This window comes from Bradyrhizobium sp. Bra78 (assembly GCF_024519855.1).
Taxonomy (GTDB): domain Bacteria; phylum Pseudomonadota; class Alphaproteobacteria; order Rhizobiales; family Xanthobacteraceae; genus Bradyrhizobium; species Bradyrhizobium japonicum_G.
Genome location: NZ_JALJRE010000004.1, coordinates 108,492 through 125,629 on the forward strand (window position 1 = coordinate 108,492; position 17,138 = coordinate 125,629).

Annotated in this window: 15 protein-coding genes; 10 read left to right on the forward strand and 5 right to left on the reverse strand. The window is 64.2% G+C overall.

Annotated elements, in window-relative coordinates; all coding sequences use genetic code 11:
• Positions 1–9 precede the first annotated feature (9 nt).
• On the reverse strand, positions 10–855 hold the full coding sequence (locus tag OC450_RS11125) for an SDR family NAD(P)-dependent oxidoreductase (protein ID WP_211381351.1): 846 nt from the start codon (positions 853–855) through the stop codon (positions 10–12).
• 183 nt (positions 856–1,038) lie between these two features.
• On the opposite strand from OC450_RS11125, the gene OC450_RS11130 reads away from it, so the two are divergent.
• The 4 genes from OC450_RS11130 (at position 1,039) to OC450_RS11145 (ending at position 6,236) form a co-directional block, all read left to right on the forward strand.
• Complete coding sequence (locus tag OC450_RS11130; RefSeq protein ID WP_211381352.1) at positions 1,039–2,535, forward strand: aldehyde dehydrogenase family protein; 1,497 nt, start codon at positions 1,039–1,041, stop codon at positions 2,533–2,535.
• A gap of 118 nt (positions 2,536–2,653) precedes the next feature.
• Entirely contained in the window at positions 2,654–3,781 is a 1,128-nt protein-coding gene (locus tag OC450_RS11135) for an alkene reductase (protein WP_262047875.1), read from the forward strand.
• A gap of 180 nt (positions 3,782–3,961) precedes the next feature.
• Entirely contained in the window at positions 3,962–4,465 is a 504-nt protein-coding gene (locus OC450_RS11140; protein WP_262047876.1) for a GFA family protein, read from the forward strand.
• A 109-nt stretch (positions 4,466–4,574) separates the two neighbouring features.
• Positions 4,575–6,236: a thiamine pyrophosphate-binding protein gene (locus tag OC450_RS11145; protein ID WP_211381355.1), complete on the forward strand. Its 1,662-nt coding sequence runs from the start codon at positions 4,575–4,577 to the stop codon at positions 6,234–6,236.
• Between the two features lie 39 nt (positions 6,237–6,275).
• Here OC450_RS11145 and OC450_RS11150 read toward each other — a convergent pair whose 3' ends face one another.
• Positions 6,276–7,655 (reverse strand): LLM class flavin-dependent oxidoreductase, encoded by a 1,380-nt coding sequence (locus OC450_RS11150; RefSeq protein WP_211381356.1) that lies wholly within the window; start codon positions 7,653–7,655, stop codon positions 6,276–6,278.
• 262 nt (positions 7,656–7,917) lie between these two features.
• On the opposite strand from OC450_RS11150, the gene OC450_RS11155 reads away from it, so the two are divergent.
• The 6 genes from OC450_RS11155 (at position 7,918) to OC450_RS11180 (ending at position 13,589) form a co-directional block, all read left to right on the forward strand.
• Complete coding sequence (locus OC450_RS11155; protein ID WP_262047877.1) at positions 7,918–9,303, forward strand: M20 family metallopeptidase; 1,386 nt, start codon at positions 7,918–7,920, stop codon at positions 9,301–9,303.
• Positions 9,304–9,405: 102 nt separating this feature from the next.
• Complete coding sequence (locus OC450_RS11160; RefSeq protein ID WP_211381358.1) at positions 9,406–10,317, forward strand: amino acid ABC transporter substrate-binding protein; 912 nt, start codon at positions 9,406–9,408, stop codon at positions 10,315–10,317.
• A 118-nt stretch (positions 10,318–10,435) separates the two neighbouring features.
• Complete coding sequence (locus tag OC450_RS11165; RefSeq protein WP_211381359.1) at positions 10,436–11,167, forward strand: amino acid ABC transporter permease; 732 nt, start codon at positions 10,436–10,438, stop codon at positions 11,165–11,167.
• A 2-nt stretch (positions 11,168–11,169) separates the two neighbouring features.
• Positions 11,170–11,862: an amino acid ABC transporter permease gene (locus OC450_RS11170; RefSeq protein ID WP_262047878.1), complete on the forward strand. Its 693-nt coding sequence runs from the start codon at positions 11,170–11,172 to the stop codon at positions 11,860–11,862.
• A 12-nt stretch (positions 11,863–11,874) separates the two neighbouring features.
• The gene (locus OC450_RS11175; protein ID WP_211381361.1) at positions 11,875–12,606 is read left to right on the forward strand and encodes an amino acid ABC transporter ATP-binding protein; all 732 of its coding nucleotides are present in this window, start codon (positions 11,875–11,877) and stop codon (positions 12,604–12,606) included.
• Between the two features lie 122 nt (positions 12,607–12,728).
• On the forward strand, positions 12,729–13,589 hold the full coding sequence (locus tag OC450_RS11180; RefSeq protein ID WP_211381362.1) for a D-amino-acid transaminase: 861 nt from the start codon (positions 12,729–12,731) through the stop codon (positions 13,587–13,589).
• Positions 13,590–13,715: 126 nt separating this feature from the next.
• Here the strand turns inward: OC450_RS11180 and OC450_RS11185 are convergent, their stop codons facing one another.
• From OC450_RS11185 to OC450_RS11195, 3 genes are all read right to left on the reverse strand, one after another.
• Complete coding sequence (locus tag OC450_RS11185) at positions 13,716–14,177, reverse strand: carboxymuconolactone decarboxylase family protein (RefSeq protein WP_262047879.1); 462 nt, start codon at positions 14,175–14,177, stop codon at positions 13,716–13,718.
• Between the two features lie 29 nt (positions 14,178–14,206).
• Positions 14,207–15,817 carry an MDR family MFS transporter gene (locus tag OC450_RS11190; protein WP_262047880.1) on the reverse strand — a complete coding sequence of 537 codons (1,611 nt, stop codon included), beginning with the start codon at positions 15,815–15,817 and terminating at the stop codon, positions 14,207–14,209.
• Between the two features lie 75 nt (positions 15,818–15,892).
• Positions 15,893–17,014: an HlyD family secretion protein gene (locus tag OC450_RS11195; protein WP_262047881.1), complete on the reverse strand. Its 1,122-nt coding sequence runs from the start codon at positions 17,012–17,014 to the stop codon at positions 15,893–15,895.
• Positions 17,015–17,138: the final 124 nt, after the last annotated feature.

The following is a 17,138-nucleotide window of genomic DNA, read 5'->3' on the forward strand; positions in this document are numbered from 1 at the left end:
GGTGCGCGCCTACTCGCCCTTCACAAACTCCGCGAACGCATCCGCATAGTTCGGATGCCAGCGCGACAGCGGCGGGCGGTTCTCGACGATGTCACCTGCGGCCCACAGCATGCGCTTCTCGTCGAGCGCGCGCGGCACGTCATTGTCCGGGCACAGGATGTAGAAATCGCCGGCCTCCAGCCGCGTCAGCATGAAATTCACTGTCTGTTCAGCCGTCCAGGCCCCGGCCGGCTTCTCGATCCGGCCCTTCGCGGTCAGGCCGGTGAAGACGAAGCCTGGGATCAGCAGATGCGCGGTGATGCGGCAATCCTTCGTATTGCGCAGCTCGTGCTGGAGTGCCTCGGTGAACGCCTTCACGCCGGCCTTGGAGACATTGTAGGCGGGATCGCCGGGCGGCGTGGTGATGCCCTGCTTCGAGCCGGTGTTGATGATCAAGCCGGCCTTGCCGCGCGCAATCATGCCGGGTGCGAAGATGCGTGAGCCGTTGATGATCCCCCACATGTTGACGCCGATGATGCGCTGCCAGTTGTCGGGCTCGCCGAACAGCGTGCTGCCCGGCTGGATGCCGGCATTGTTCATGAGGATGTCGGCGCCGCCAAAGCGTTCGCGCACGGCGCGTTCAAGTTCCGCCACGCTCTCGGCGTTGCCGACGTCGACGGCGAATGTCATCACATCTGTGGCCGTCGCGATGGATGACAGTTTTGTCGCGGCCTCCGCCATCCGCGCCTGATCCACATCGGCGATGCACACCTTCAGGCCGGTGCGCGCGAAAGCCGCGGCAGCGGCGAATCCGATGCCGGATGCGCCGCCGGTGATCACGGCGACATTGTCTTTGACGATGGCGGAATGTGGCATGGATCTTTCTCCGGGGAGCGGCTCGGTCGAGCCATAACATGGCGACATTTCGACCCTGCACAAGTCGGCATGGGAGGTCTTCGTTCCGCGCCGCCTTTACGCCCATCCGGCACCGCTGTATCCTCTCGACCCAACGATCCTGCCCAGATCGAACCAATCAATCATTTGACAGGGAGTGCAGCCATGGCTGTGTCGCAGGCGATTCCGATCACGCGCCATCCGTTCGCCAATGGGTCCTACAAGCAGATGCTGATCGACGGGAAGTGGGTCGATGCTGCTTCAGGCAAGCGCTTCGAGACCCACAACCCTGCAACCGGTGAACTGCTCGCAACCGTCGCCGAGGGCGACAAGGAAGACATCGACCGTGCGGTCGCCGCCGCCCGCCGCGCCTTCGAAGGGCCCTGGAGCAGGGTCAAGCCGTTCGAGCGGCAGAACTTGCTCCTGAAACTCGCCGATCTCGTCGAGAAAAATTTCGACGAATTGTCGCAGCTCGACACGCTCGACATGGGCGCGCCGCTCAGCCGCACCCGCGCTTATCGCCTGCGCGCCGTCGGCATGCTGCGCTATTACGCGGGCCAGACCACTGCGATCCATGGCGAGACGATCGAGAACTCGCTGCCGGGCGAGATCTTCTCCTACACGCTGAAAGAGCCGATCGGCGTCGTCGGCGCCATCATCCCCTGGAACGGCCCGCTCACCGCCACGATCTGGAAGATCGGCCCGGCAATCGCGACCGGCTGCACCGTGGTGCTCAAGCCCGCCGAGGAAGCGCCGCTGACTTCACTGCGCATCGCCGAGCTGGCGATGGAGGCAGGCATCCCGCCCGGTGTCGTCAATGTCGTGCCGGGCTATGGCGAGACCGCAGGTGCGGCGCTCGCCTCGCATCACGATGTCGACAAGGTCGCCTTTACCGGCTCGCATGTTACGGGACAGTCGATCATCCGCGCTTCGGCGGGCAATCTCAAGCGCGTCTCGCTCGAGCTCGGCGGCAAGTCGCCGGACATCGTGTTCGCGGATGCCGATCTCGATGCGGCCGTGCCGGGTGCCGCGATGGCGGTGTTCGCCAATTCCGGTCAGATCTGCAGCGCCGGTACGCGCCTGTTCGTCGAGCAGGCGATCTACGATGAATTCGTCGGCCGCGTCGCCGAGTTCGGCAAGAAGCTGCAGGTCGGCAACGGCCTCGATCCCAACACCCAGATCGGTCCGCTCGTCTCCGAGCAGCAGCTCGAGCGCGTCACGAGCTATCTCGACATCGGACAGAAGGAAGGCGCCAAGGCGCTGGCCGGCGGTGGCCGCGTCACCGAAGGCGCGTTGTCGAAGGGCTTCTTCGTCTCGCCAACGGTGTTCGCGGGCGTCCAGGACAACATGCGCATCGCGCAGGAGGAGATTTTCGGCCCCGTGATCTCCGCGATCGCGTTCAAGGACATGGACGAACTGGTCAAGCGCGCCAACAACACCACGTTCGGTCTCGGCTCCGGCCTGTGGACGCGGGACGTCAGCAAGGCGCATGCCGTTGCGAAGAGCCTGCGCGCCGGCTCCGTGTGGGTGAATTGCTACCAGGCGATGGACCCGGCCGTGCCCTTCGGTGGTTACAAGATGAGCGGCTACGGCCGCGAGTCCGGCAAGCAGCATGTCGAGGAATATCTCAACGTGAAGGCAGTCTGGATCAAGACGGCCTAACGCCTGTTCTCCCCGCGTTCCGCGGAAGGGAATATTTGTTTTTATCGGGGCGGCGCCTTTTCGGGTGGCCGCCCCTCGCGATATGATCCGCATCCTTCCATATTCATTCGGGGCCCCCATGAAATTCGAGGCGTTGTTCAAACCGTTGCAGGTCGGTCCGTACAAGCTCGCGCATCGCGTCGCGATGGCGCCGCTGACGCGCATGCGCGCCGAGCGCGACAGCTTTTCGCCGCGGCCGCTCAACGCCGAGTATTACGGCCAGCGCGCCACCCAGGGCGGCCTGATCATCGCGGAAGCCTCGCCCGTGCTCTCGCATGGTCGCGGTAATCCGGCGACGCCCGGCATCTATTCGGACGCGCAGATCGCCGGCTGGCGCAAGGTGACGGATGCCGTGCACGCCAAGGGCGGCATCATCTTTCTCCAGCTCTGGCATGTCGGCCGCGTCTCGCATTCCTCCTTTCACGGCGGCGCGCTGCCGGTCTCGGCCTCGGCGATCCCGATCCAGGCCGAGGGCATGAAGGCGATGACCGCCGACGGCAAGGTTTCCGACTACGAGACGCCGCGCGCGCTTGAGACGGACGAGGTCAAGGGCATCGTCGAGGCGTTCCGGCAGGGCGCGAAGAACGCGCTGGCCGCCGGTTTCGACGGCGTCGAGATCCACGGCGCCAACGGCTATCTGCTCGAGCAATTCCTGCAATCGCGCAGCAACCAGCGCACCGATCAATATGGCGGCTCGATCGAGAACCGCGCTCGGGTTCTGCTCGAAGTAACGCAGGCCGCGATCGACGTCTGGGGCGCGAACCGCGTCGGCGTGCGGTTGTCGCCCCATGGCATCGCCAATGATTCCGGCGAGCCCGATCCGATGCCGCTCTATACTCACGTCGTGAAGGCGCTCGACAAGCTCGGCCTCGCCTATCTGCATTTCATCGAGCCACGCTCCAGCGGCTCGGGGCGAGCCGAAGTCAACTGGCAGAACGTGCCGTCGGCGATGCTGCTGTTCCGCCCGCTTTACAGCGGCGTGCTGATGACCGCAGGCGGATTTACCGGCGAGACGGCGAACGCCGCCATCGCGGAGGGGCATGCCGATATCATTGCCTTCGGCCGCATCTTCATCTCCAACCCCGACCTGCCCCGGCGCCTCCAGCACGACTACCCGATCACGCCGTATAATCGTGCGACGTTCTACGGCGGCGAGGAGAAAGGGTATACCGATTATCCGGTGCATGACGAACTGACGCCGGCGTAATCTCTCCTCAAGTCATTCCGGGTTTGATGCTTCGCATCGCCTCCGGAATAGCGAGTTTGATTTGTCGCGCGATCGCCACCACAAACTCCGTCATTGCGAGCGCAGCGAAGCGATCCAGAGTCTTTCCGCAGAGGCAGTCTGGATTGCTTCGCCACGCGCAATGACGACGGAGAAAGCTCCATGGCCAAAGCCGCAGCCGCCGCAGGAATCGCCACCGGTCAATGTCTCTGCGGCAAGGTTACCTTCGAGATCGACGTTCCCGCGCGCTGGGCCTGGCACGATCATTCGGCCAGTAGCCGCCGCGCGCACGGCGCCGCTTATGCCACCTATGTCGGAAGCTGGAAGAAGCGCTTTCGCATCATTTCAGGCAAGTCCGCGCTCACCCGCTACGAGGACAAGGCGACCAAGACCGCGCGCAGCTTCTGCGCACATTGCGGCACGCCCATTGCCTATGAGCGGCCGCGCGGCCCGCACATGGTCAACATTCCCCGCGCCCTGTTCAGGGAGCGCACCGGCCGCCAGCCGCTCTATCACATCGCCATCGAGGAGTTGCAGGAATGGGCCTATACCGGCGAGCCGCTGGTGCCGCTGAAGGGTTTCCCGGGCGTGGTATGGCAGCGCTCGAAAAAAAAGAAGCGCGCGGGCGGCGAGGATCCGTTCGAGTTGGGGCGGGAGGAGATGTAGCGTCCCTCTCCGGCGCAACGCAGCCATGACCACGCTTCCTTGCGCGCATCCCGAAACTTCGGCCATCATGCTTTCAGTCCTTGCGGCAACGTCCGCTCCTGGAGGAAACATGAAGAATAAGATCACCGGCCGCTCCGCCTTTCTCGCGCTGCTCAAGGACGAGGGCATCACGCATCTGTTCGGCAACCCGGGCACCACCGAGCTGCCGATCATGCATGCGCTGAAGGACCATCCCGACCTCACCTATGTGATGGCGATGCAGGAGAGCCTGGTGGTCGCGATTGCGGACGGCTACAGCCGCGCCTCCGGCAAGCTGGTCGCCTGCAACGTCCACGTCGCGCCCGGCCTTGGGAACGCGATGGGCTCGCTCTACAACGCCCAGTTCACGGGCACGCCGATGATCCTCACCGCGGGTCAGCAGGAGCAGGGCCACGGCCTGATGGAGCCCGTCCTGTACGGTCCGCTGGTGCGGATGGCCGAACCGCTGGTGAAATGGGCGGTCGAGGTGACGCGGCTGGAGGATTTGCCGCGCATCGTGCGCCGCGCCGCCAAGGTCGCGACGACGCCGCCGACCGGGCCGGTCTTCATCTCGCTGCCCGGCGATATCCTCAACAGCGAAGCCGGCATCGATCTCGGCCGCTCCACCCGCATCGACACGCGCACCAAGCCGTCTGACGAGGCGCTGAAGGCCTTTGCCGCGCGGCTGCTGAAGGCCGAGCGTCCCGTCATCGTCACCATGGACGAGGTGGTCAAGAGCGATGCGCTGAAGGAAGCGGCCGAACTCGCCGAACTGCTCGGCGCGGCCGCTTACCAATCATCGACGCCCTATGGCGCGCACTTCCTCTCGGAGAGCCCGAGCTTCGTCGGCACGCTGGCGCGGGTGCAGAAGGTGGCGCGCGACACGCTTGCGCCGTACGACCTCCTGATCGCGCTCGGCGGCGATCCGCTGCGGATGTCGGTCTACAGCGAGGTCGATGCGCTGCCGGAGGGCCTCGGCGTCGTGCAGATCGGCCTCGTCGATTGGGAGATCGCCAAGAATTACGGCGCCGAGATCGCGCTGAAGGCGGATTTGAAGGAAACGCTGCGCGCGCTGATACCGGTGCTGAAGGAGATGGGTGGCGCTGCACTGGCGAGCCGCGCCAGGCAACGTCTCGCCGAGCTTGCGCCGAAGAACTGGACTGCGCGGCGTGCCGCGCTGGTCGAGCAGATCGGCAACAGCGCCGGCCGCAACCCGATCGATCCGGACTTTCTGGTCCTGCAAATGGTCGAGGCGATGCCTGATCACGCGATCCTCGTCGACGAAGGCCTCACGTCAAGCCGCCAGATCACGGCGCTGCGTCCGCATCGCGATCGCTATGGCTACCACGGCCTTGCCTCCGGCGGCATCGGCTGGGGCCTGCCGGCGTCGGTCGGCGCCAGCATCGCTAATCCGGATCGCCCCGTCGTGTGCTTCTCCGGCGACGGCAGCGCGATGTATTCGATCCAGTCGCTGTGGACCGCGGCGCATCACAAGCTGCCGCTCAACGTCGTCATCGCCAACAACGGCGGCTACCGCATCATCAAGCAGCGCCTGCTCGCCTTTCATGGCGACGACAATTACGTCGGCATGGATTTCGTCGATCCGCCGGTGGACTTTGCGGGAGTCGCGAAGGCGCTGGGCTGCGAGGCGATCAAAATCAGCGATCCCCGCGAGCTGAAGCCGACGCTGTCGTCGGCGTTCGGCCGGCCGGGGACGAAGCTGATCGAGGTGATGGTGGACGGGAAGGTGTAGGCTGCCTTCGCCGGGACAACGCCCGAGATGTGTCGCAGCCTACCCCTTCTTCCCCACGCGATACCCCGCCGCCGGATGCGGCGCACCTAGCCGCGCACGCCCGGCACCGAACAGCTTCTCCCGCAGCGTGCCTTTCGCATACTCCGGCTTGTATCGGCCACGCCGCGTCAACTCCGGCACCAGCATGTCGGCGATGTCCTCGAAATCGCCCGGCGAAATCGCAAACGCGACGTTGAGGCCGTCGACATCGGTCGCTTCGAACCATGCCTCGATCTTGTCCGCGACCATCTCCGGGGTGCCGACCACCACGGGGCCGGCACCGCCGACGCCGACATGCTCGATCACGTCGCGCACGGTCCAGACCCGGTCGGGATCGGCGCGGGTGACGTTGTCCATCGCGCTGCGGCCGGCATCGTTCTGGACGTGGCGCACCTGCTGGTCGAGGTCGTAGCCGGAGAAGTCGACGCCGGTCCATCCCGACATCAGCGCCAGCGCGCCCTCCGGGCTGATGTGGCGGCGATAGTCGGCATACTTTTCCTTTGCCTCGGCCTCGGTCCGCCCGAGGATGATCGTCATCATCGAGAACATCAGGATCTCTGCCGGGTTGCGGCCGAGCGCAGCCGCCTCCTGGCGGATTGCGGCGACGCGCGGCGCGATCACCTTGGCCGACGGCCCCGACATGAACACGCATTCGGCGTGCTGTGCCGCGAACTGCCGACCACGCGGCGAGGTACCGGCCTGGTACAGCACCGGTGTCCGCTGCGGCGACGGCTCGCTGAGGTGAATGGTGTTGTTGATGCGGTAATTTGCGCCCTCGTGATTGACGCGATGAACTTTGCCGGGATCGGTGAAGATGCCGCGCGCCCTGTCGCGCAACACCGCGTCGTCCTCCCAGCTCCCTTCCCAGAGCTTGTAGACGACTTCCATATATTCGTCGGCGATGTCGTATCGGTCGTCATGTCCGGTCTGCCTGTCCTTGCCGGCGCCGCGCGCTGCGCTGTCGAGATACCCGGTGACGACGTTCCAGCCGATGCGCCCCTCGGTCAGGTGATCGAGCGTCGACATCCGCCGCGCGAACGGGTAGGGCGGCTCGAAAGAGAGATTGCTGGTGACCCCGAAGCCGAGGTTCTGCGTCACAGCCGCCATCGCCGAAAGCAGCAGTAGCGGCTCGTTCGACGGCGTCTGCGCTGCGTTGCGCAAGGCTGCGTCAGGGCTGTTGCCATAGACGTCGTAGACCCCGAGCACATCGGCCAGGAACAAGCCGTCGAAGCGCCCGCGCTCCAGCGTCTTGGCGAGATCGATCCAGTAGGGCAGGCGGTTATATTCGGCGGTGCGGTCGCGCGGGTGGGTCCACAGGCCCGGTGATTGGTGTGCGACGCAATTCATCGCAAAAGCGTTGAGCCTGATTTGCTTGGCCATGCTGATCCCCCGGCGCCCTGTACCGGGCGCTCTTCGAATGATAGACGTGCGCCCCAACTTGGCGAAGTTCTTGCATATAACGCGACCTTGGCAAGGCCAAAATCGGCGGCGCGTCCGCTCTTGGCAAGCCAATCTCAAGAGAGCAAGAACGAAATCACAAGAGAACTACAAGCGAACTACAAGACTACCCACGTCCCCGCCACTTTCGAAGGGCACCCTGTCTCGGGTAGGCTCCTTCGCCTCGAAGCCCGAAAAGCAAGTCATGACCAGAGCCGACGCCATCGCCCGTGCCCGTGAGGATTTCACATCCGGCACGTTCCTCACCGAGCTCGACCGCCGCGTCGCCTATCGGACCGAAAGCCAGAATCCGTCGCGTGGCGCGGAGCTGCGCGGCTATCTGGAACAGGAGATGATGCCCTCCTTTGCCGCGCTCGATTTCACCAGCCGCATCGTCGAATCCCCGAGCGGCAAGGCGCCTTTCCTGTTCGCCGAACATATCGAGAGTGAGACGGCGCCGACCGTGCTGATCTACGGTCATGGCGACGTCGTCGACGGCATGGAGGGCGAGTGGCGCGACGGCCGCGATCCCTGGCGCACGACCGTTGCGGGCGCGCGCCTCTACGGCCGCGGCACCGCCGACAACAAGGGCCAGCACAGCATCAACATGGCCGCGCTTCGTGCGGTGCGCGACGCCCGTGGCGGCAAGCTCGGCTTCAATGCCAAATTTATCGTCGAGATGGGCGAGGAGATCGGCTCGCCCGATCTCGGCAAGGTCTGCGATCTCAACCGCGACGGCCTCAAGGCCGATCTGTTCATGGCGTCCGACGGGCCGCGCCTGTCCGCCGACCGTCCGACGCTGTTTCTTGGCTGCCGTGGCGGCATCCGCATTCATCTCGACGTTAATTTGCGCGACGGCGGGCATCATTCCGGCAATTGGGGAGGCGTGCTCGCCAACCCCGCGACCATTCTGGTCAACGCCATTTCGACGCTGGTTGACGGCCACGGCCGCCTCCAGCTCGACGCGCTGAAGCCGCCCCGGCTCACCAACCAGATCCGCAGCTATCTTGCCGATGTGCAGGTGGTGCCGACCGAGGACGAGCCCGCGCTTGCGGAGAATTGGGGCGAAGAAGGTCTGTCGGCAGCCGAGCGGTTGTATGCCTGGAACACGCTGGAAGTGCTGGCGATGTCGTCCGGCAATATCGAGAAGCCCGCCAACGCCATTCCTGGCCATGCCAATGCCGTGCTGCAACTGCGTTTCGTGGTCGGCACCAAGGTCGACGGCCTGATCGATGCCGTCCGCGCGCATCTGGTCGCAAAGGGTTTTCCGATGGTCGAGGTGCGGGCGGCGCAGAGCTTTGCCGCCTCGCGCACGGATTTCGACAGCCCCTGGATCAAATGGGCGGCGGGTTCGGTGAAGGACACAACTGGCAAGGCGCCGGCGGTGCTGCCGAACTTCGGCGGCTCGCTGCCGAACGACGTGTTTTCCGAGATTTTGGGCCTGCCGACGATCTGGGTCCCGCACTCCTATCCCGGCTGCTCCCAGCATGCGCCCAATGAGCACATCCTGCTGCCACTGACCGAAGAGGCCTTGACGGTGATGGCCGGGCTGTTCTGGGATCTCGGGGAATTACCCAAGCCGCTGACCTAGAGCCCATTAACCTGAGCCACAAGCCAGCCGAAAGTCACATTCTAATCCGGCCCAATCTGTGCTTGCATCCGGGCCGCATCATCCTGAAAGGGGACCAAAAAAGTGAAACATTTCCGTAGCATCGGCCTCGCGCTCGCCGCGACCTTCGCCGTCAGCCAGGCCGGGGCCCAGGAGCTGACCGGCACGTTGAAGAACATCAAGGACACCGGCGCCATCACGCTGGGCTTCCGCGACTCCTCGATCCCGTTCTCCTATCTCGACGACAACCAGAAGCCCGTCGGGTTCGCGATGGACATTTGCTACAAGATCGTCGACGCCGTGAAGAAGGAGCTCAAGCTCGACAAGCTCGAGGTCAAGCTCAATCCGGTGACCTCGGCGACCCGTATCCCGCTGATGGCCAACGGCACCATCGATCTCGAATGCGGCTCGACCACCAACAATGCCGAGCGCCAGAAGCAGGTCGCCTTCACCAACACCCACTTCCTGACCGCCAGCCGCTACGTCTTCAAGAAGTCGAGCGGCCTGAAGTCGATCGACGACCTCAAGGGCAAGACGGTGGTCTCGACCGCCGGCACCACCAACATCAAGCAGCTCACCGAGGCCAACGTCGAGAAAAAGCTCGGCGCCAACATCATCCCGGCCAAGGACCACGCCGAAGCCTTCCTGATGGTCGAGACCGACCGCGCGGTCGCCTTCGTGATGGATGATATCCTGCTCGCCAGCCTCGTCGCCGGCTCCAAGTCGCCGGGCGACTACGTCATCTCCAAGGACGCGTTCTCCAAGCCTGAGCCCTACGGCATCATGCTGCGCAAGGACGACGCGCCGTTCAAGAAGGTGGTCGATGCGGCGACCGCCGCGCTTTACACCTCGGGCGAAGGCCAGAAGATCTACGACAAGTGGTTCACCCAGAAGATCCCGCCGAAGGGCTTGAACCTTAACGCACCGATCTCGCCCGAGCTGAAGAACGAGTTCGCGAAGCCCACGGATTCGCCGAACCCGGACGACTACAAGTAAGATAGAACCTCGGTCCCAGAGATCGAGATCGTGTCCGGCCACTCTTGACACCAGAGTGGCCGGACATTTGCATAGGCGCCCGGGATATCTATGATTGGCGCGTTCGCGCGGGGGACACGTGAACTACCACTGGAACTGGGGAATTTTCTTCGAGCCGAACCCGATGGGGACAGGCACCTATCTCGACATGCTGCTGTCGGGACTGGTGCTGACCCTGAAGACGGCCGCGCTCGCCTGGATCATCGCGCTGATCTTCGGCTCGCTCGTCGGCGTCATGCGCACGCTTCCCTCCCGGGGCGCGGACTGGTTCGGCTTCTGCTGGGTCGAATTCTTCCGCAATATGCCGCTGCTCGTGCAGCTCTTCCTGTGGTTCTTCGTGCTGCCGGAGCTGCTGCCCAAGGCTGCCGGTACCTGGCTGAAGCAACTGCCGAACGCGCCGTTCTGGACGGCGGCGATCGGCATCGGCTTCTTCATGTCGGCGCGCGTGGCCGTTCAGCTGCAGGCCGGTATCGGCTCGCTGCCGCGAGGGCAGAAGATGGCGGCCACTGCGCTGGGCCTCACCACCTTGCAGGCCTATCGCTACGTGCTGCTGCCGATGGCGTTCCGCATCATCCTGCCGCCGCTGACCTCCGAATTCCTCAACACCATCAAGAATACGGCGGTCGCGATCACGATCGGTCTGCTCGAGCTGACCGGGCAGGCGCGCTCGATGCAGGAATTCTCGTTCCAGGTGTTCGAAGCCTTCACCGCCGCGACCCTGCTCTATCTCCTCGTCAACGCCGTTGTCGTGACCGCGATGCGCTTCCTCGAACGCTGGGTCGCGATCCCCGGCTACATCACGGGGAAATAGCGATGTTTGCCAATCTCGATTTCGACGTCATTCGCCGAGCGCTGCCCTATCTGTTCTTTGAGGGGATGAGGTTTACGCTGACGCTGACGGCGCTTGCAGCCCTCGGCGGCCTGGTCTTCGGCACGGCGCTCGCGCTGATGCGGCTGTCCGGCCACAAGATCCTCGGGCGCATCGCCGGCATCTATGTCGACTTCATGCGCTCGCTTCCGCTGGTGCTGGTGATCTTCTGGTTCTACTTCCTGGTGCCCTATATCGGGCAATGGGTGACCGGCGCCTCGCGTCCGATCAGTGTCGGCGCCTTCGCATCCTCGCTCATCACCTTCATCATGTTCGAGGCGGCATACTTCTCCGAGATCATGCGCGCCGGCATCCAGTCGATCTCGCGCGGCCAGCCGGCCGCGGCCAGCGCGCTGGGGCTGACCTACGCCCAGACCATGCGCTACGTCGTGTTGCCGCAAGCCTTCCGCAACATGCTGCCGGTGCTGATCACGCAGACCATCGTGCTGTTTCAGGATACTTCGCTGGTCTACGTCCTCTCGATCACGGACTTCCTGGGCGCGGCGAGCAAGGTCGCGCAGCGCGACGGGCGCCTCGTCGAAATGTATCTGTTCGCGGCCGTCGTCTACTTCACCATTTCCTGTATCGCGTCCTTCGGCGTCCGCCGACTGCAGGCGCGCATCGCCATCATTCGCTAGGGCTAGCCGCTCATGATCGAAATCAGCCACGTCAACAAATGGTACAGCCCGAGCTTCCAGGTGCTGACCGATTGCACAACCAGCGTCACCAAGGGCGAGGTCGTGGTGGTCTGCGGCCCCTCGGGCTCGGGCAAGTCGACCCTGATCAAGTGCGTCAATGCGCTGGAGCCGTTCCAGAGCGGCGACATCAGCGTCGACGGCACCAAGGTCAACGACCCCAAGACCAATTTGCCCAAGCTGCGCTCGCGCGTCGGCATGGTGTTCCAGCACTTCGAGCTGTTCCCGCATCTGAAGATCATCGACAATCTCTGCCTTGCGCAGCAGAAGGTGCTCGACCGGTCGCGCGACAAGGCGATGGCGAAAGGCATGCAGCTGCTGGAGCGCGTCGGCCTCAAGGAGCAGGCGCAAAAGTTTCCCGCGAACCTGTCTGGCGGCCAGCAGCAGCGCGTCGCGATCGCGCGTGCGCTTGCGATGGACCCGATCGTGATGCTGTTCGACGAGCCGACCTCGGCGCTCGACCCGGAAATGGTCAGCGAGGTGCTCGACGTCATGGTGGATCTCGCTCATGAAGGCATGACCATGATGGTTGTCACCCACGAGATGGGCTTTGCCCGCAAGGTCGCCAACCGCGTGATCTTCATGGACCGCGGCGAGATCGTCGAGGACGCGGCGAAGGAAGACTTTTTCGGCAAGCCGCGCAGCGACCGCGCGCAGAAGTTCTTGTCGAAGATCTTGTCCCACTGATCCCGCCGTCATTCCGGGACGTGCCGCCCGGCGCGGGCCCGGAATGACGGGTTGAGGGTTTCGTGGCAGCAACAAATCCCGTATACCGGCGGGTAATCCCTATTCCCGCCAGGAGACCTGCCTTGGACTCGATCGCCTACGTTAACGGCTCATTCGTCCCGCTCTCGGACGCCAAGATCTCGGTCCTGGATCGCGGCTTCCTGTTTGCGGACGGCATCTACGAGGTTTCGGCCGTGCTCGACGGCAAGCTGATCGACAACGCTTCGCATTTGACGCGGCTGGAGCGGTCGGTCGGCGAGATCAAGCTGAAGCTTCCGGAGACGCTCGAGCGCATCACCGAGCTCCAGAAGGAGCTGATTGCGCGCAACAAGGTCGAGAACGGCCTCGTCTACCTCCAGGTCACGCGCGGCGCCGACAAGGGCCGCGACTTCGCCTTCCCCAAGGGCGACGTCAAGTCGAGCCTGGTGATGTTCACCTCGGAGAAAGACATCATCGGTTCGGCCGCAGCCAAGACCGGCATCAACGTGATCACCGTGCCCGACATCCGCTGGGAGCGGCGCGACATCAAGAGCGTGGCGCTGCTGGCCCAGGTGCTGGCGAAGCAGGCCGCAGCCGAAGCCGGCGCCGGCGAAGCGTGGATGCTCGAAGACGGTTATGTCACCGAAGGCGGTTCGTCCTCGGCGTTCATCCTCACCAAGGACGACGTCATCGTGACTCGCAAGAACTCCAACGCGATCCTGCCGGGCTGCACCCGCAAGGCGGTGGTCGCGCTCGCCGAGGAGCGCCAGCTCCGTGTCGAGGAGCGTTCGTTCACGGTCGCCGAAGCGCTTGCAGCCAAGGAAGCCTTCGCCACCTCGGCCTCGCTGTTCGTCCAGCCGGTGGTTGCGATCGACGGCAAGAAGGTCGGCGACGGCAAACCCGGCCCGATGGCGGCGCGGCTTCGCGAGATCTACGTGGAGTTCGCCAAGGCGACGGCGGTCTAAGCCACATACTCAGCTATCGTAAGGGTGGGCAAAGGCGCGCTTGCGCCGTGCCCACGTCTTCTTCGCGGTTGCCCAAAAGAGGTGGGCACGCTTCGCTTTACCCGCCCTACGAGATTTGGCTGCGGCCTACGCCGCCGAGGCCTTCACCTTCACCGGATGCACCGCACGGAACGCGATTGCGATCCTGTTCCAGGCATTGATGGCGCCGATCAGCATGGTCAGGTTCACCGTCTCCGCATCGGAGAATTGCGTGCGGACATGTTCGTAGACGTCGTCAGGTGCGTGCGTCTCCGAGATCAGCGTCACCGACTCGGTCCAGGCCAGCGCGGCGCGCTCGCGATCGGTATAGAGCGGGGATTCGCGCCAGGCGTTGAGCAGATAGATGCGCTGCTCGGTCTCGCCGCGCTTGCGGGCGTCCTCGGTGTGCATGTTGATGCAGAAGGCGCATCCGTTGATCTGCGAGGCCCGGATCTTGACGAGCTCGATCAGCGATTTCTCGAGGCCCGTCGACTGGATCTGCTCTTCCAGCGCCATCAGCGCCTTCATCGTGTCCGGGGCTGCCTGGTAGAAGTTCATGCGGGGTTTCATGGTCGATCTCCTTGCTTGCTAGGTTGATTTCAGTGGGCGCCGCCGGCCGAAGTCGGGCCGGCCTTCTTCAGGAAGAGGACTGCGGCGAGCGCGACGATCAGCGCCATGCCGAGCAGATAGAAGGTGTCGCTGAATGCGAAGATGTAGGCCTGCTTCTGCACGACATGGCCGATCGCGACATAGGCGCGATGCGACGCATCGGCGCGGTCGAGAATGCCGTGATTGATGAAATACCGCGTGAGCTGCTCCAGCCGCGTGCGGGTGGCCTGCTCGAACAGCGAAACCGACTGCGTCAGCACGTTGGAGTGATACTGCTCGCGCTTGGTCAGCGCGGTCTGGAGTAGCGCGATGCCGACGGCGCCGCCGAGATTGCGCATCATGTTGAACAGGCCGGAAGCCGAGCCAGCATTCTCCGCCTCGATGCCAGCCGTGGCCACCGCCGACAGCGGCGCCATCACCAGTGCCTGGCCGATGGCGCGGACGACGTTCGGCCACAGCAGCTGGTCGGCGGCATAGTCATTGGTCATGGTGATGTTCATGAAATTGGAGGCCGCGAACAGCACGAAGCCGACGCCGATGATGATGCGCGCATCGAATTTCTGCATCAGGCGCGGCACCAGCGGGATCAGCAGGAGCTGCGGCAGACCGGTCCATGCCAGTACCATGCCGATCTGCTCGGCGTTGTAGCCCTGGATGCGGGCGAGATATTGCGGCAGGATGAAGACCGAGCCGTACAGCGCGATTCCAAGCAGGAAGTTCGCGAGCATGCCGAAGCCGAAGTTGCGGCGGACCAGCAGGCGCAGGTTCAACAGCGGCTTCTTCACCGTGAGCTCGATGATCAGGAAGGCGGTCAGCGCGACGGCCGCGATGACGGAGAGCTTGACGATGAAGGGCGAGCCGAGCCAGTCGTCCTTGTTGCCTTCTTCCAGCACGGTCTGAAGCGCCGACAGGCCGATCGCCATGGTGATGATGCCGGCCCAGTCGCCATCGCGGAGCAGCGTCAGCTTCATGGGCTTGGGGTCGAGCGCGTACCAGAGCATGCCGACCATGATCGCGCCGGGGACGAGGTTGACGTAGAAGATGTACTGCCAGCCGAAATTCTCGGTGAGATAGCCGCCGATGGTCGGGCCGATTGCGGGCGCGAACGTCGCCGACAGCGCGAACAGCGCAAGGCCGATCGGCTGCTTGGCCCGCGGCAGCAGCGTGATGATCAGCGTGAAGGCCATCGGGATCAGCACGCCGCCGGAGAAGCCTTGGACAGCGCGCAGCACGATCATCTGCGGCAGGTCCTGCGCAAGCGCGCACGCCGCGGACAAAAGCAGGAACAGGATCGCGTTGGTGAGGAGGTAGATCCGGATCGAGAACACCTGGGCGAGCCACCCTGAAAGCGGGATCACCACGATCTCCGCGATCAGATAGGAGGTCGAGATCCAGCCGCCGTCGTCGATGCCGGCGCCGATCGCGCCCTGGATGTCGGCGAGCGAGGCATTGACGATCTGGATGTTCAGCACTGCCATGAAGGCGCCGAGCGTCGCGCCGATCACGGCGATCCAGGTTTTTGCGGACACCGCCGGCGCGGCGGGCGCCGTGGCGGCGGGAACGTCGGCAGCGGCGTTGACGGTCGGTTGAAGCGTGCTCATGGAAGCCTCGTCCCGGTGACGGAGACAGGATGCATTCGGCGGACGGTTTCGATCATCGACGAAGTCCTGGAACGGTCATCCGGCGGGTTTGGTGTCTACGGTCGGCACCGCGGACATGCCGGGGCGTAGCAGGCCGGTCAGGCTGTGGTCGTCCAACACGATCTTCACCGGCACGCGTTGCACGATCTTGGTGAAATTGCCGGTGGCGTTATCGGGGGGCAGCAGCGCGAACTCGAGTCCGCTCGCCGGCGAAAGGCTGTCGACGTGACCGCGAAGCGTGCGATCGCGAAAGCTGTCGACATGCAGTTCGACCGGCTGGCCCGGACGCACATGGGTAAGCTGGGTCTCCTTGAAATTCGCGACCACATAGACTGCATCGAGCGGCACCACGGCCATCAACTGCGTGCCGGCCTGCACGAACTGGCCGACGCGCAATGAGCGCGCACCGACCGTGCCGTCGACCGGCGCGGTGATCTCCGTATAGGACAGGTTCAGCTCTGCCTGGTCTGCGACTGCACGAGCGCGTTCGAGCTGGGCTGTGGCCTGGGCGCGCTGGGTGGTGAGCACGTCGACCTTGCGCTGTGCGGCCACGAGGCCTGACTTGGCATGCTGCAATTGCGCGTTGCTGGCGCGCAGCGCCGCATCGGTTTGCTGCGCGCGCTGAATCGTGCCGGAACCCGACTTCATCAGGTCGTCGTAACGAGCGCGCTCCTCCTGCGCGAACTTCAGATTGGCGTCCGCGGCGGCGACATCGGCCGTGCTCTGTTCGATGATCGGCTGCTGAAGCGCGAGTTGCGCGTCGATGTTGCGCACCGAGGCTTCGCCGGCGGCGACATCCGCGCGGGCCTGACCGAGCGCCGCCTTGAAGTCACGGTCGTCGATCTTCGCCAGCACCTGTCCGGCTTTGACCTTTTCGTTGTCGCCGACCAGGACCTTCGCGATGTAGCCGGAAACCTTCGGCGCGACGATCGTGGAGTCCGCCTTGACATAGGCGTCGTCGGTCGTCTCGAGAAAGCGGCCGTTGATCCAGTAGTCGTGACCGCAATAGGCAATCGCTGCCGTGCCGGCGAGGAGAGCGAGCACCAGCGCCGCGCGCTGGACCATCTTCCGGGTCGGCATACGCACCGACGGCTTGACGTAATCATCAGTGATTTCAGTTGCTTGCTGGAAATTCTCGCTGCGGGGCATCTCGGACATCGCGGTCTCCTATCGGCTCGCAGGGACTATCGGTCTTTCCAGGTCGAGCGATAATCGGTGAAATGCCGGAAGGATTATCCAGTAAGAGCGGATAGTCCCAGCTCCCGGCCCTGGTCTGCAGGGG